The sequence below is a fragment of the Nocardioides sp. Soil777 genome, assembly GCF_001428425.1.
In the GTDB taxonomy this organism is placed as follows: Bacteria; Actinomycetota; Actinomycetes; order Propionibacteriales; family Nocardioidaceae; genus Nocardioides; species Nocardioides terrigena.
Map to the genome: position 1 here is coordinate 405,773 of NZ_LMSN01000016.1, position 13,326 is coordinate 419,098.

13 protein-coding genes are annotated in these 13,326 nt (G+C 74.3%); 11 read left to right on the plus strand and 2 right to left on the minus strand.

All coding sequences use genetic code 11. The annotated features are described in order from the left end of the window. The first annotated feature begins 14 nt into the window (after window positions 1–14). From ssd to ASG88_RS15005, 7 genes are all read left to right on the plus strand, one after another. A complete protein-coding gene (gene ssd / locus ASG88_RS14975; RefSeq protein WP_056888207.1) occupies window positions 15–1,037 on the plus strand; it encodes a septum site-determining protein Ssd in 1,023 nt (340 codons plus the stop codon). Further along, entirely contained in the window at window positions 1,034–2,194 is a 1,161-nt protein-coding gene (locus ASG88_RS14980; protein WP_056888208.1) for a TadA family conjugal transfer-associated ATPase, read from the plus strand. Before ssd ends, ASG88_RS14980 begins: the two co-directional genes overlap by 4 nt. Next, a complete protein-coding gene (locus ASG88_RS14985; protein ID WP_056888209.1) occupies window positions 2,191–3,006 on the plus strand; it encodes a type II secretion system F family protein in 816 nt (271 codons plus the stop codon). Before ASG88_RS14980 ends, ASG88_RS14985 begins: the two co-directional genes overlap by 4 nt. Continuing rightward, window positions 3,003–3,731: a type II secretion system F family protein gene (locus ASG88_RS14990; RefSeq protein ID WP_056888210.1), complete on the plus strand. Its 729-nt coding sequence runs from the start codon at window positions 3,003–3,005 to the stop codon at window positions 3,729–3,731. The genes ASG88_RS14985 and ASG88_RS14990 overlap by 4 nt, the downstream gene beginning before the upstream one ends. Window positions 3,732–3,869: 138 nt before the next feature. Further along, a complete protein-coding gene (locus ASG88_RS14995) occupies window positions 3,870–4,055 on the plus strand; it encodes a DUF4244 domain-containing protein (RefSeq protein WP_056888211.1) in 186 nt (61 codons plus the stop codon). Next, on the plus strand, window positions 4,052–4,411 hold the full coding sequence (locus tag ASG88_RS15000; RefSeq protein WP_056888212.1) for a TadE family type IV pilus minor pilin: 360 nt from the start codon (window positions 4,052–4,054) through the stop codon (window positions 4,409–4,411). The genes ASG88_RS14995 and ASG88_RS15000 overlap by 4 nt, the downstream gene beginning before the upstream one ends. Next, on the plus strand, window positions 4,408–4,812 hold the full coding sequence (locus ASG88_RS15005) for an Rv3654c family TadE-like protein (protein ID WP_082600484.1): 405 nt from the start codon (window positions 4,408–4,410) through the stop codon (window positions 4,810–4,812). Before ASG88_RS15000 ends, ASG88_RS15005 begins: the two co-directional genes overlap by 4 nt. A 519-nt stretch (window positions 4,813–5,331) precedes the next feature. Here the strand turns inward: ASG88_RS15005 and ASG88_RS15010 are convergent. Then, entirely contained in the window at window positions 5,332–5,634 is a 303-nt protein-coding gene (locus ASG88_RS15010; protein ID WP_056888213.1) for a hypothetical protein, read from the minus strand. Window positions 5,635–5,643: 9 nt separating this feature from the next. Further along, complete coding sequence (locus ASG88_RS15015) at window positions 5,644–7,977, minus strand: DEAD/DEAH box helicase (protein ID WP_200956458.1); 2,334 nt, start codon at window positions 7,975–7,977, stop codon at window positions 5,644–5,646. Window positions 7,978–8,199: 222 nt separating this feature from the next. On the opposite strand from ASG88_RS15015, the gene ASG88_RS15020 reads away from it, so the two are divergent. From ASG88_RS15020 to ASG88_RS15035, 4 genes are all read left to right on the plus strand, one after another. Next, window positions 8,200–8,538, plus strand: a complete 339-nt coding sequence (locus tag ASG88_RS15020) for an STAS domain-containing protein (protein ID WP_056888214.1) — start codon at window positions 8,200–8,202, stop codon at window positions 8,536–8,538. 107 nt (window positions 8,539–8,645) lie between these two features. Further along, the gene (locus tag ASG88_RS15025) at window positions 8,646–10,964 is read left to right on the plus strand and encodes a sodium-translocating pyrophosphatase (RefSeq protein WP_056888215.1); all 2,319 of its coding nucleotides are present in this window, start codon (window positions 8,646–8,648) and stop codon (window positions 10,962–10,964) included. Window positions 10,965–11,055: 91 nt separating this feature from the next. Next, window positions 11,056–11,853: a metallophosphoesterase family protein gene (locus ASG88_RS15030; protein WP_056888216.1), complete on the plus strand. Its 798-nt coding sequence runs from the start codon at window positions 11,056–11,058 to the stop codon at window positions 11,851–11,853. Further along, window positions 11,850–13,298, plus strand: coding sequence for a methyltransferase (locus ASG88_RS15035; protein ID WP_056888217.1), 1,449 nt, complete (start codon window positions 11,850–11,852; stop codon window positions 13,296–13,298). The genes ASG88_RS15030 and ASG88_RS15035 overlap by 4 nt, the downstream gene beginning before the upstream one ends. Window positions 13,299–13,326: the final 28 nt, after the last annotated feature.

The following is a 13,326-nucleotide window of genomic DNA, read 5'->3' on the forward strand; positions in this document are numbered from 1 at the left end:
GGGAACCTCGCTCCATGCAGCCGATCCTCCTCACCCGTGACCGCTCCCTGGCCGACGAGGTCGCCCGGCTGAGCGCCGCGGCCGGGGTCCGTCCCGACCTGTACGACGACCCGCTCGCCGCCCTCGCGGCGTGGCCGCGTGCGCCGCTGGTCCTCGTGGGTGCCGACCTGGTCGACGAGGTGGCCGCGGCCCGTCCGGGACGGCGTGACGGGGTGCACGTCGTGGGCTGGGCCCCGGCGGACGGCGTCTTCCGGGCTGCGCTGGCCATCGGCGCCGGCACGGTCGGTGAGCTGCCCGTGTGCGAGGCCTGGCTGGTCGACCTGCTCGCAGACTCGGAGGAGGCGCCGGGGCGTGGCCGGACCGTCGGCGTCATCGGAGGGTCCGGGGGCGCAGGTGCGTCGACGTTCGCGTGCGCGCTCGGCCAGGTGTCCGCGCCGCGGGGACCGACGCTGGTGGTCGACACCGACCCGCTCGGGCCCGGCCTCGACCGGCTGCTCGGCCTCGAGTCGGCCGCTGGGGTGCGCTGGGGAGACCTCGCGTCGAGCTCCGGGCGCCTCGGAGCGAGGTCCCTGCGCGAGGCGGTGCCGAGGTCCGCCTCCGGGGTCGGGGTCCTGTCGTGGGCCTCCGGCGCCGCCTCCGAGCCCGACGCCACGGTCGTGCGCGAGGCGGTGGCGGCCGCCCAGCGTGGCCACGACCTGGTGGTGCTCGACCTCGCGCGCCACGGCCCGGCACTGGTCGACGAGCTCGTGGCGCGGTGCGACCGGCTGCTGGTGGTGCTGCCGGCGACCCTCGGGGGTGTCGCGTCGACGGTGCGGCTCCTCGAGCGGGTCGGGCCCGTCTCCGGAGCGGCGCTGGCCGTGCGGCGGGGAGGCGTCTCGTGGGACGACGTCGAGCGCGCCACCGGCCTTCCGATCGCCGTCGAGGTGCCCGAGCAGCGCGGCCTCCTTGAGGCGGTGGACCTCGGCCTGGGACCGGTGCGCCACCTGCGGGTGCCGCTCGCCCGGGCGGCGCGACAGGTGCTGGAGGACGCCGCGTGACCGCCGCCGCGATCGCCCCGGGACTCCTCGACGAGGTGCGGGAGCGGCTCSCCGCCTCGCCGGGCGACCTCTCGCCGCACCGGGTGGCGGAGGCGTTGCGTGCGGCCGGGAGGCCCGTGGGCGACGCGATGGTGCTGGCGGTGCACGACGAGCTGCGCCGCGACGTGCTGGGCGCCGGGCCGCTCGAGCCGCTGCTGAGACGGTCCGGGGTCACCGACGTCCTGGTCAACGGGGCCGACGAGGTGTGGGTCGACTGCGGCGCCGGGCTCGAGCTCACCGGGGTGCGCTTCCCCGACGACGTGGCGGTGCGCCGCCTCGCGCAGCGGCTGGCCGCGACGGGTGGGCGCCGGCTCGACGACGCCACCCCGCACGCGGACGTCAGGCTGCCCGACGGCACCCGGTTCCACGCGGTGCTCGCACCGACGGCGCGCCCCGGGACGGTGGTGTCCCTGCGGGTCCCGCGGGCCCGGGTCTTCACGATGGAGGACCTGGTGGCCGCCGCGGCGGTGACCGAGGAGGGTGCCGAGCTCCTGGCGGCGATCGTCGCCGCCCGGTGCGCCTTCCTCGTCACCGGAGGCACCGGCACCGGCAAGACCACGCTGCTCGCCGCCATGCTCTCCCTGGTCGACCCCGGCGAGCGGCTGGTGCTGGTCGAGGACTCCAGCGAGCTGCGACCCGCCCACCCGCACGTCATCGGGCTGGAGGCGCGACCGCCCAACATCGAGGGTGCCGGCGAGATCACCCTGCGCACGCTGGTGCGCCAGGCCCTGCGGATGCGCCCCGACCGCCTGGTCGTGGGGGAGGTGCGCGGTGCCGAGGTGGTCGAGATGCTGGCGGCGCTCAACACCGGCCACGCCGGCGGGTGCGGCACGGTGCACGCCAACTCCGCCGCCGATGTGCCCGCCCGGCTTGAGGCCCTGGCCCTGGCTGCCGGACTGCCCCGGGCAGCCGTGCACAGCCAGCTCGCCGCCGCCCTCGACGTGGTGGTCCACGTGGCCCGGGGGCCCGACCGCGTACGCCGCGTGGCCCAGGTCGGCGTGCCCAGCCGGGGGGCCGACGGGCTGGTGAGCCTCGAGGTCGCCGTGTCCTTCGACGCGGCCGGCCGGGTCGAGAGGGGACCGGCCGCCCGCGACCTGGCCCGCCGGATCTCGCCGTGACCGGCCCTCTCGAGTGGGTCGGGCCCGCCGCCGCTGTCGCCGGGGCCGTGTGGCTGGCCTGCCCGGTGCCGTCCGGGTCGCTCCTCGCGGACCGGACGTGGCCGGGGGACCGGCGTCCCGGCCACCCGCGGGCGCGGCTCCCGCTCGCCCTCCTGGGTCTGTCGGTGGCCCTCGTGACGGCCGGGGTGGTGCCGCTCCAGTTCCTCGTCCTCGGCTCCATCGGCCTGCTCACCGTGCTCGCGGCCCGGCGGATCTGGGGACGGCGCCGGGACCGCCTCACCGCCGCCGAGACGTCTCGACGCGTCCTCGGCGCCTGTGAGGTGGTCGCCGCCGAGCTGGCCGCCGGCCGGCCCCCCGACGCCGCGCTCGCCCAGGCCGCCGGGCAGTGGTCCGACCTGGCGCCCGTGGTGGAGGCTCACGCCCTGGGTTCGGACGTCCCCGACGCGCTGCGGCGCCTCGCCTCGACCCCTGGCGCGGGCGAGCTGCGGGTCGTCGCCTCCGCGTGGCAGGTCTCTCAGCACTCCGGCCACGGCCTGGCCGACGCCCTGTCCCGGGTCGCGGCCCGGATCCGGGCGCGTCGACAGACCCGCCGGGTGGTCACCTCCGAGCTGGCCTCGGCTCGGGCCACCGCTCGCCTGGTCGCCGCCCTGCCGGTGGTCGCGCTCGGCATGGGCTCGGGAGCCGGAGGTGATCCGTGGGGCTTCCTGCTCGGCACGCCGGTCGGCTGGGGCTGCCTCGGGCTCGGGCTCGCGTTCGGCCTGCTCGGGCTCTGGTGGATCGAGGCGATCGCCGACGGCGTGGACCGCCCGTGACCGCGGTCGCCGTCGCGGCCACCCTCCTGGCCGTGCTCCTGGCCGTCCCCCCGCGGACCGGCTGGACGGGCGCGCCGTCGCAGGACCCGGCCGACGACGACCTGTCCGCCCCGAGCCACCGGTCCGTGGGGTGGCGCGCCCTCTTCTCGGCCCTCGCGGGGTGCGGCGCCGGGCTCCTCCTCGGGCCTCCCGGGGGTCTGGTGGCCGGGCCGCTGGCGGTAGGCGCCGCCTGGGTGGCTCTTGACCGGTCCGAGACCCGGGTCGTCAGGGAGGCCCGCGCCTCCGCGGCCCGTGACCTGCCGCACCTCGTCGACCTGCTGGCGGCGACCCTGCGATCCGGGGCCGCACCCGCCGGTGCGCTGGCGTCCGTGTGTGCCGCCTGCCCCGGTGCGGCCGCCGAACGGCTCGACCCCGTGCTGGCCCGGCTCCGGGTCGGGCTGCCCGCCGCGGAGGTGTGGCGGTTGCTGTCCCTCGACGCCGTGCTGGCCCCCCTCGGCCACACCCTCGCCCGTGCCGAGGCGAGCGGGTCCTCGGTGGCCGACGCGATCGAGCGCCTCGCCGACGACCTCGAGCGGGAGGCCCTCGCCTCGGTGGAGGACCGCGCCCGCGCGGTCGGGGTCAGGGCCGCGGTCCCCCTGGGCCTGTGCCTGCTGCCTGCCTTCATCCTCATCGGGATCGTCCCCACGGTGGCCGGCCTGCTGGCCACGCTGCGGCCGGGCCCGTGAGCCACCTCCCCTCCACAGGGGCCCCTCGGGCGAGGCCTTCCACAGCTCCCGGCCGCCCCGACCCGGGCGCCGGCCGATCCGCCCAGAGTCGACGCACGACGACCCGCAGCGGGCGGGCCGCGACCGAGAGGACACGAGATGCACGAGACCGTTCGACCCAGCCGACGTGGCGAGCGCGGCATCACCACGGCGGAGTACGCCGTCGGCACCGCGGCCGGTGCCGGGTTCGCCGGGTTGCTCTACCAGCTGCTGAGCGGCGGGTTCGGCGACCGGCTGCTCAAGACCCTCTTCGACCACGTCATGGGCCTGCTGGGCATCGGATGAGCCGACGGTCCGAGCGGGGGGCGGTCACGGCCGAGCTGGCGCTCGGCCTGCCGCTGCTCCTCGCCGTCACCGTCGGCCTCGTGTGGCTGCTGGCGGCGGGCACCGCCCAGGTGCGGGTCGTCGACGCGGCCCGCGAGGCCGCCCGGGTCGCCGCCCGGGGCGACGGGATCGAGGCGGCCCGAGACGTGGGCCGGCGCATCGCCCCCGAGGGTGCGGAGGTGGACGTGCGCCTCGCCGGCGACGAGGTGCGGGCGGAGGCAGCGGTCCGGATCGACGGCCCGGGAGGGTTGTTCGACTTCCTGCCCGGGGTCACGGTGCGCTCGACGGCGGTCGCCGCCGCGGAGGAGACCGGGTGACGCGGCGGGGCCGCGATCCGTGTCCCCGGGGTCGGGGTCGTGGTCGGGGGGATCGCCGCCGGCGTCCGGGGGAGCGCGGGGCCGCGACCCTGCTCGTCGTGGCCGCGGCGGGGTTGCTGCTGTTCGTCGGCCTGGCGCTGAGCGGCGTGAGTGCCGTGGTGGTCGCCCAGCGTCGGGCGCAGTCGGCGGCCGATCTCGCCGCCCTGTCCGGGGCGACCGCTGCGGCGGACGGCCGGGACGGCTGCGCCGCGGCCGCCGCCACGGCGCGGGCCAACGACGCCGTCCTGGTGTCGTGCGTCGACGGTGCCGACGACGTCCGGGTCAGCGTCCGTGTGCGGGCCTCCGGTCCGGCGGGCCGGGCCGTCGACGTGGTCGCCGATGCCCGGGCGGGTCCGGGCTAGACAGGTCTCTCCTCGGCAGGGGGCCAGCCGAGCGCCGACATGTGCGACGGAGGGGCCTCAGCACACTGGCGGCCGCCGACAACCGCGGCGCTGATCGACTTGTCGTACGCCGCCAGTCTGCGTGCCCCCTGTCGTACGCCGCCAGTTGCGGCCGCCCCGAGGCGGACCCGGAGCGTCGCCAGCTCCGAGGCGGACCCCCGGAGCTCTCGCCCGATGCGAGCGTCGTACGACGTCCTCCCGACACGCCCTTCTCCACGGGCAACTGGCGGGCGCCGACAGCTGCGCTCCGGGCCCTCAGCACACTGGCGGGTGCCGACAGTCGCGGCGCTGATCGACTTGTCGTACGCCGCCAGTCTGCGTGCCCGACTTGTCGTACGCCGCCAGCCAGCGCGCCGTCGTACAGCCAGGTGCCGCCGCGGACCGGACCTACTGGCCGAGTGGTCCGCATGGGGGGATGTGTCGGCCAGCAAGCGCCAAAGTCCCCCGCCGGAGCGGGGACTCCGTAGGCAGGACGCAGGGTCAGACGCGCTCGTCGGGAGTGGTCGGGTTGTCCTCGCGCTTCTCGGCCTCGACGCGGTCGAGCTTCTGGTTCAGCTTGTTGAGCTCCTTGCGCTCCTTGCGGTGCGCGAGGCCGCGCCTGGTGCCCCACTTGAGGATCGAGTAGCCCCACAGCACGGCGGCACCGGCGGCCACGCCGACCAGGAAGATCTCCAGCGAGCTCATGTCGATGCCCAGCAGCTCACCGCTGCCCTCGCTGACGAAGATCGCCGACAGGATCGCGATCGCGCCGAGGATGATCAGCAGCAGTCCGAGTATCACCATGGGGGCAGGCTACCCACCCACCGCGTGCGTGAGGAGCAGGTCCAGCAGCGCGACCGCGCCGGGCTTGTCGAGGGGGTTGTTCTGGTTGCCGCACTTGGGCGACTGGATGCACGAGGGGCACCCGCTCTCGCACTCGCAGCCGGCGATCGCCTCGCGGGTGGCGGTGAGCCACTCGTGGGCGGCGTGGAAGCCCCGCTCGGCGAAGCCGGCGCCACCGGGGTGCCCGTCGTGCACGAAGACGGTGAGCCGTCCGGTGTCGGCGTGCAGGGCGGTCGAGACCCCACCGATGTCCCACCGGTCGCACGTGGCGAACAACGGCAGCAGGCCGATGGAGCAGTGCTCGGCGGCGTGCGCCGCGCCGGGCAGGTCGGCGGCGGCCAGCCCCGACTCGGCCAGCAGGTCGGCCGGGACGGTCCACCACACCGCCGTGGTGCGCAGCGAGCGCTCCGGCAGGTCCAGGGGCTCCTCGCCCAGCACCTCGCCGCCGGGCTGGCGTCGCCGGAGGAAGGACACCACCTGGTGCGACACGTCGACCTCGCCGAGCGAGAGTCGGCAGGCACCCCAGTCGCGGTGCTCGCGCTCGGCCAGCACGGTGATGTCGGTGACCTCGCGGGCCGACGTCGAGTAGTCGGGCTCGGCGGGGTGCATTACCGCCACGTGCTCGTCGAGGTCGAGCGACTCGACCAGCCAGGTCTCGCCGCGGTGGACGTAGACCGCGCCGGGATGGGCCGTGCCGTGGGCGCTGGCCCCGTCGACGGTGCCGATGACCCGTCCGGTGGACGACTCGATCAGCTGCACCTGCGCGCCGCCGGTGGAGCGGATGTCGGCGAGGTCGCTGGCCCGCCGGCGGTCCGTCCAGAACCAGCCCCGGGCCCGCTTGCGCAGCAGGCCGCTCTCGACCAGCCGGTCCACGACCTCGCGGGCGGTCGGGCCGAAGAGCGGCAGGTCCTCCTCGGTCAGGGGTGCCTCCTGCGCCGCGGCGCACAGGTGCGGTCCGAGGACGTAGGGGTTGGTCGGGTCGAAGACCGTCGCCTCCACGGGGCGGCCGATCAGGGCCTCCGGGTGGCTGACGAGATAGGTGTCCAGCGGGTCGTCGCGCGCGACGAGGATGCCGAGCGCGTCCTGGGCGCCCCGCCCGGCCCGCCCGACCTGCTGCCACAGGGCGGCCCGGGTGCCCGGGAAGCCGGCGATCAGCACCGCGTCGAGCCCGCTGATGTCGATGCCCAGCTCGAGGGCGTTGGTGGCGGCCAGCCCGGTGAGCTCCCCGCGACGCAGCGACGACTCCAGGGCCCGCCGCTCCTCCGGCAGGTAGCCGCCCCGGTAGGCCGCCACGCGGGACGGCAGCGAGGGATCGACCTCGGCCAGCAGCTCGGCCGCGGTGAGCGCGACCTGCTCGGCGCCCCGTCGTGACCGCACGAACGCCAGCGTGCGCACGTCCTCGGCGACCAGGTCGGCCAGCAGGTCGGCCACCTCCGACGACGCGGCGCGGCGTACGGGCGCTCCGTTCTCGCCGGCGTGGCTGACGAACGGTGGCTCCCACAGCAGCAGGGAGACCTGCCCTCGGGGGGAGTGGTCGGCCGTGACCGCCTCGACGGGCAGGCCGGTGAGCCGCCCGGCGGCGACCTCCGGGTCGGACACGGTCGCGGAGGCCAGGACGAAGGTCGGCGACGCGCCGTACATCGCGCAGACCCGGCGCAGGCGGCGCAGCACGTGGGCCACGTGCGCGCCGAACACGCCGCGGTAGTGGTGGCACTCGTCCACCACGACGTACTCCAGCGAGGCGAAGAACGACGCCCAGCGGGCGTGGCCGGGCAGCAGCGAGCGGTGCAGCATGTCGGGGTTGGTGAGGACGTACTCCCCGAAGTCGCGCGTCCACTCCCGCTGCTCCCAGGGACTGTCACCGTCGTGGGTGGCGGCGCGGACGTCCAGCCCGAGCCCGGCGACGGTGGCCAGCTGGTCGTGGGCGAGCGCCTTGGTGGGCGCGAGGTAGAGCACGCCGGCGCCCCGCTCGCCCCGGGCGCCGCGCGAGGAGCGGATCGCGGCCAGCGCGGGCAGCTGGTAGGCCAGCGACTTGCCCGACGCCGTCCCGGTCGCCAGGACGACGTGGTGGCCGGTGTGCGCGGCGTCGGCGGCGGCCGCCTGGTGCTGCCACGGCCGGGTGATCCCCGCCGCGACGAACGCGTCCCGGACGTCGGCCGGGACCCATGCCGGCCAGTCGGCGAAACGGGCGGTGCGGGGTGGCAGCACCTCGAGGTGGCGCAGCCGGTCCTCCCGTCCCGGCACGCCGGTGAGCCGGTCGACGAGGGCGGCGACCGAGCGGTGTGCAGGAGTCGCGGTGGCCACCAGCGCAGTGTCGCAAACGCCGCCGACAACGGCGTCCACGGCGGTCCCGACGACCGTGCGCGCGCAGGGTGGCACCTCCCCGGGAGGCGGTCGTCGGGACGGACATGGAGATACCCGCTCCCGGGTACGCCTGCGCAGTTCGCCCCCACGTGGTTTGATACTGCCGACAGCATTCGGGGCGACTGGCTCCGTGTGACTATTTCTCCCGGACCTGGAGCAGTCGTGGATCTGACCCTTGCGACCCGCGAGGTCGACGGCCGTGCCGTCGTCGCGGTGGGCGGTGAGATCGATGTCTACACGGCGCCCAAGCTGCGTGACCAGATCACCGAGCTGGTCGGTGCGGGCTCCTACAACATCGTGATCGACCTCGAAGCGGTCGAGTTCCTCGACTCCACGGGGCTCGGCGTGCTGGTCGGCGGCCTCAAGAAGGTCCGCGCCCACGACGGCTCCCTCGAGCTCATCTGCAGCCAGGAGCGGCTGCTCAAGATCTTCCGCATCACCGGTCTGGCGAAGGTGTTCGTGATCCACGACTCCGCCGACCCGTCGGTCGCCACCGGCTGACCTCCGGAGAGGTGTGTGTCGCGCATCACGTGTCGCACGTGATCTGTGACACATCTGCGTAGACTCCCGCGCGTTCGCACACTCGAACCACTGCCAGGAGGACGCACATGACGGGGATCAACCCAGTCGTCGTGACGCCGGAGCTCACTGGCGGCAATCTCGTGCTGGTCATCGTCGTCGCCGTGATCGCGCTCGCCGCGCTCGCGATGGCTGCGATGTTCCGCCAGCAGGTCATGGCCGCCGCTGAGGGCACCGACAACATGAAGACCATCGCCAGGGCCGTGCAGGAAGGCGCCAACGCCTACCTCGCGCGACAGTTCCGCACGCTCGCCATCTTCGCGGCGATCGCGTTCTTCGCGCTGCTCGTGCTCCCGGCCGACGACATGACCGTGCGGATCTTCCGCTCCGTGTTCTTCATCGTCGGTGCCGGGTTCTCCGCAGCGGTGGGCTACCTGGGCATGAACCTCGCGGTGCGCGCCAACCTCCGTGTCGCCGCCGCCGCCGAGTCCACCGGTCGCGAGAACGCCATGCGGATCGGCCTGCGAACCGGCGCCATGGTCGGCATGCTCACGGTCGGCCTCGGCCTCCTCGGCGCCAGCCTCGTCGTGCTGTTCTTCCAGGACTCGGCCCCCGACGTGCTCGAGGGCTTCGGCTTCGGCGCGGCCCTCCTCGCGATGTTCATGCGGGTCGGCGGCGGCATCTTCACCAAGGCGGCCGACGTCGGCGCCGACCTGGTGGGCAAGGTCGAGCAGAACATCCCCGAGGACGACCCGCGCAACGCCGCGACGATCGCCGACAACGTGGGCGACAACGTCGGTGACTGCGCCGGCATGGCGGCCGACCTCTTCGAGTCGTACGCCGTGACGCTGGTCGCGGCGCTGATCCTCGGGTCGCAGGCCTTCGGCGACAAGGGGCTCGTCTACCCCCTGCTGATCCCGGCCATCGGCGCCCTCACCGCGGTGGCGGGCGTCTACCTGACCCGGCCCAAGGTGGGCGAGAACGGCCTCACCACGATCAACCGGTCGTTCTACCTGTCCTCGGCCATCGCCGCCCTGGCCAGCGTGGTGCTCTCCTACGTCTACCTGCCGAGCAGCTTCTCGGAGTTCACCAACATCTCCGAGAACCTGGTCGCCGCCGAGGGCGACCCGCGCTTCATCGCCTCGGCCGCCGTGGTCATCGGCATCGTGATGTCCGCGGGCATCCTGGCCCTCACCGGCTATTACACCGGCACCGAGTACCGCCCGGTCAAGGACGTCGGCAAGACGTCGCTGACGGGTGCCGCCACGGTGATCCTGTCCGGCCTGTCGGTCGGCTTCGAGTCCGCGGTCTACACGACGCTGGTCATCGGCGCCGCCGTGTTCGGCGCCTACCTGCTGGGCGGCGCGGCGCTGACCGTGTCGCTCTTCGCGGTGGCCCTGGCCGGCTGCGGCCTGCTGACCACCGTCGGCGTCATCGTCGCCATGGACACCTTCGGCCCGGTCTCGGACAACGCCCAGGGCATCGCCGAGATGTCCGGCGACGTGAGCGAGGAGGGGGCGCAGATCCTCACCGAGCTCGACGCCGTCGGCAACACCACCAAGGCGATCACCAAGGGCATCGCGATCGCCACCGCGGTGCTGGCGGCGACCGCACTCTTCGGGTCCTACGCCACCTCGGTCTTCGAGGCCCTGCTGGAGGCGAAGCCGGCCCCGGACGAGTTCATCCAGTTCGACGTCTTCAACCCCGCCGTCCTGGTCGGCGTCCTGCTCGGCGCCTGCGTCGTCTTCCTCTTCTCGGGCCTGGCGATCAACGCCGTCGCCCGGGCGGCAGGTGCCGTGGTCTACGAGGTGCGACGCCAGTTCCGCGAGATCCCCGGCATCATGGAGGGCACGGGTCGTCCGGAGTACGGCAAGGTCGTCGACATCGTCACCAAGGACTCGCTGCGCGAGCTCGTGACGCCCGGCATCCTGGCCGTCCTGGCTCCCATCGCCGTCGGCTTCGGCCTCGGCGTGACGGCGCTGGCCGGCTTCCTCGCCGGCGCGATCGGCACCGGCACCCTGATGGCCGTCTTCCTGGCCAACGCGGGCGGCGCCTGGGACAACGCCAAGAAGCTGGTCGAGGACGGGCACCACGGTGGCAAGGGATCGCCCGCCCACGAGGCGACGGTCATCGGTGACACCGTCGGTGACCCGTTCAAGGACACCGCCGGCCCGGCCATCAACCCGCTCCTCAAGGTGATGAACCTCGTCTCGCTGCTCATCGCGAGCGCGATCGTCTCCCTGAGCGTGGGCGAGGACCAGAACGACGTCCTGCGCATCGCCATCGCCCTGGTGGCGGTCGCGATCATCGCCGGCTCGATCTACATCTCCAAGCAGCGCGGGGTCGCCATCAGCGACGACGGTGACAACACCGGCAGCTCGTCGATGACGCCGCACGCGCACAGCTGACCGCAACACCTCCCGCTGGCCCGTCGTGCACCCGCACGGCGGGCCAGTGGCATGTCCGAGCGCGGCGACGGCGGCTGGAAGGATGGCGGCCATGGAGCGCATCGCCCTCGTCTCGGACGTGCACGGCAACCTCACCGCCCTCGAGGCGGTCCTCGCGGACATCGACCGCCGGGGGATCTCGCGGGTCTTCAACCTCGGCGACTACGTCGGCAAGGGCCCGCGGGGACGCGAGGTGGTCGAGCTGTGCCAGGAGCGCTGCGAGGTCAACCTGCTGGGCAACTGGGACGACTTCCTGCCCGACCCTGATCGCGAGTTCGACAGCGAGGCCCTGCAGTTCTGGCTGGCCCAGCTCGGGCCGGGCCAGGGGGAGTGGTTGCGCGCGCTCCCGTTCAACCACGACTTCTGGCTGAGCGGTCGACGGGTGCGGCTCTTCCACGCCAGCGAGGAGACGGTGCACCGGCGGGTGCGCTATGTCCGCACGCAGGAGGAGTTCGAGGGGCTCTTCACCCACACCGACGCCACCGGCGGCGGCCCGGTGCCGGACCTCGTCGGGTACGCCGACACGCACGACCCGCTCTACGAGTGCCAGCTCGAGGGGCGCACCAGCTTCAACACCGGCAGCGTCGGCAACTGCATGGGCGACCCGACGCCGATGTACTGCATCCTGGAGGGCGAGCTCGGTAGCGAGGAGCCGGCCCCGTGGTCGGTGTCCTTCGCCCGCGTCCCGTATGACGTCGAGGCCGAGCTCGCGGTGGCCCGCGCGATGGGCGCCCCCCAGTACGACGGCTACGAGGTCGAGCTGCGCCACGGGATCTACCGGGGCGCCCTCGACGAGTGGCGTTCGGGCGAACCCATGACCGGCTACCACGAGAGGGGAGTCAGCGCATGAGCCTCGACTTCACCGGACCCCTGCGCGACGCCCTCGTCGCGGCCGACTTCACCTACGACGGCGTCGCCGGCCAGCTGGGCGAGGCCGGCCACCGCGCGCTGAGCCGCAACGAGACCACGCCGGGACTGCGGCGTACGACGGACGGCAGCCCGCTCTCCACCTTGACCCGACTCTTCCTGCTCCAGGCGCCGGTGTCGCATGACGAGGCGGAGCGGGCGCTCCCGGGGCTCGTCGACCGGCTCTGCAACGCGGGCCTGCTCGAGCAGAGCGTGGGGGAGGTGGCGGCGCGGCTCGACTGCCGGCCCTACCGCACCGACGAGGAGGACCTGTGGATCGTCTCCGACCTCACGCCCGGCCTCGACGGCGCCCCGAACCGGGTCGGCAGCGACCACGTGCTCGGCATCTCCAGCGCGTCGACCAGCCTGGCCCAGCTCACCATCCGCGAGCCGGTCGGCCGGGCCCTCGACCTCGGCACCGGCTGCGGCGTCCAGGCGCTGCACCTCGCCGCCCACGCCCGGGAGGTCGTCGCGACCGACGTCAACACCCGGGCGCTGTGGATGACGCGTCTCAACGCGGCGCTCAACGAGGTCACCGTGGACGTCCGGGAGGGGTCGTTCTTCGAGCCGCTGCGCGGGGAGCGCTTCGACCTCATCGCGACCAACCCCCCGTTCGTCATCTCCCCGGCCACCGGCGAGCGGCTCGTCTACCGCGACTCCGGCCTGCCCGGCGACCGGGTCGTCGAGGACATCGTGCGCCAGGCGCCGGACCTGCTCACCGACGGCGGGTGGTGCCAGGTGCTGGGCAACTGGGTGATCGAGCGCGGCCGGCCGTGGGACGAGCGCCTCGCGACCTGGCTGGACGCCGACTGCGACGCCCTGGTCGTCCAGCGCGAGGTCGTCGACCCGAGCGAGTACGTCGAGCTGTGGCTCAAGGACGCCGGGCTGCACGGCGGCGACGACTACGTCCGCCGCTACGACACCTGGCTGTCGTGGTTCGACGAGCAGGGCATCGAGGGGGTGGGCTTCGGCTGGCTCAACCTGCGGCGCAGCGGGGGAGGGCGCCACCAGCTGCTGGACTGGCCCTACGACGTCGAGCAGCCCATCGGCCCGGCGATCGCCGAGTGGGGCGCCGCGGTGGGCGCCCGGGTGACCGAGGCAGACCACCTCGTGGCGCGACCCGACCTGCTCCAGGAGACGCAGGGCAGCCCCGGCGCGGAGGACCCCTCGACCATCGTGCTGCGCCAGCAGCGGGGGTTGCGCAGGGCGCGGCAGGTCGACACCGCCGAGGCGGCCTTCGTGGGGGCCTGCGACGGCGACCTCGCGGTCGGGCAGATCATCGGCGCGCTGGCGCAGCTGCTGGAGCTGGACGTCGACGACGTACGCCGCACGCTGCTGCCCGTCGTCGACGAGCTGGTGGCGGAGGGATTCCTCGTGCGGGACCGGTGACCACGGGGGTGCATCCGTGGGGCGGGTG

Bases quoted from the DNA above. Each gene is read 5' to 3' on its own strand.
- ssd (WP_056888207.1), top strand. From the start codon at position 15: ATGCAGCCGATCCTCCTCACCCGTGACCGCTCCCTGGCCGACGAGGTC.
- ASG88_RS14995 (WP_056888211.1), top strand. From the start codon at position 3,870: ATGCACGAGACCGTTCGACCCAGCCGACGTGGCGAGCGCGGCATCACC.
- ASG88_RS15000 (WP_056888212.1), top strand. From the start codon at position 4,052: ATGAGCCGACGGTCCGAGCGGGGGGCGGTCACGGCCGAGCTGGCGCTC.
- ASG88_RS15010 (WP_056888213.1), bottom strand. From the start codon at position 5,634: ATGGTGATACTCGGACTGCTGCTGATCATCCTCGGCGCGATCGCGATC.
- ASG88_RS15025 (WP_056888215.1), top strand. From the start codon at position 8,646: ATGACGGGGATCAACCCAGTCGTCGTGACGCCGGAGCTCACTGGCGGC.
- ASG88_RS15030 (WP_056888216.1), top strand. From the start codon at position 11,056: ATGGAGCGCATCGCCCTCGTCTCGGACGTGCACGGCAACCTCACCGCC.
- ASG88_RS15035 (WP_056888217.1), top strand. From the start codon at position 11,850: ATGAGCCTCGACTTCACCGGACCCCTGCGCGACGCCCTCGTCGCGGCC.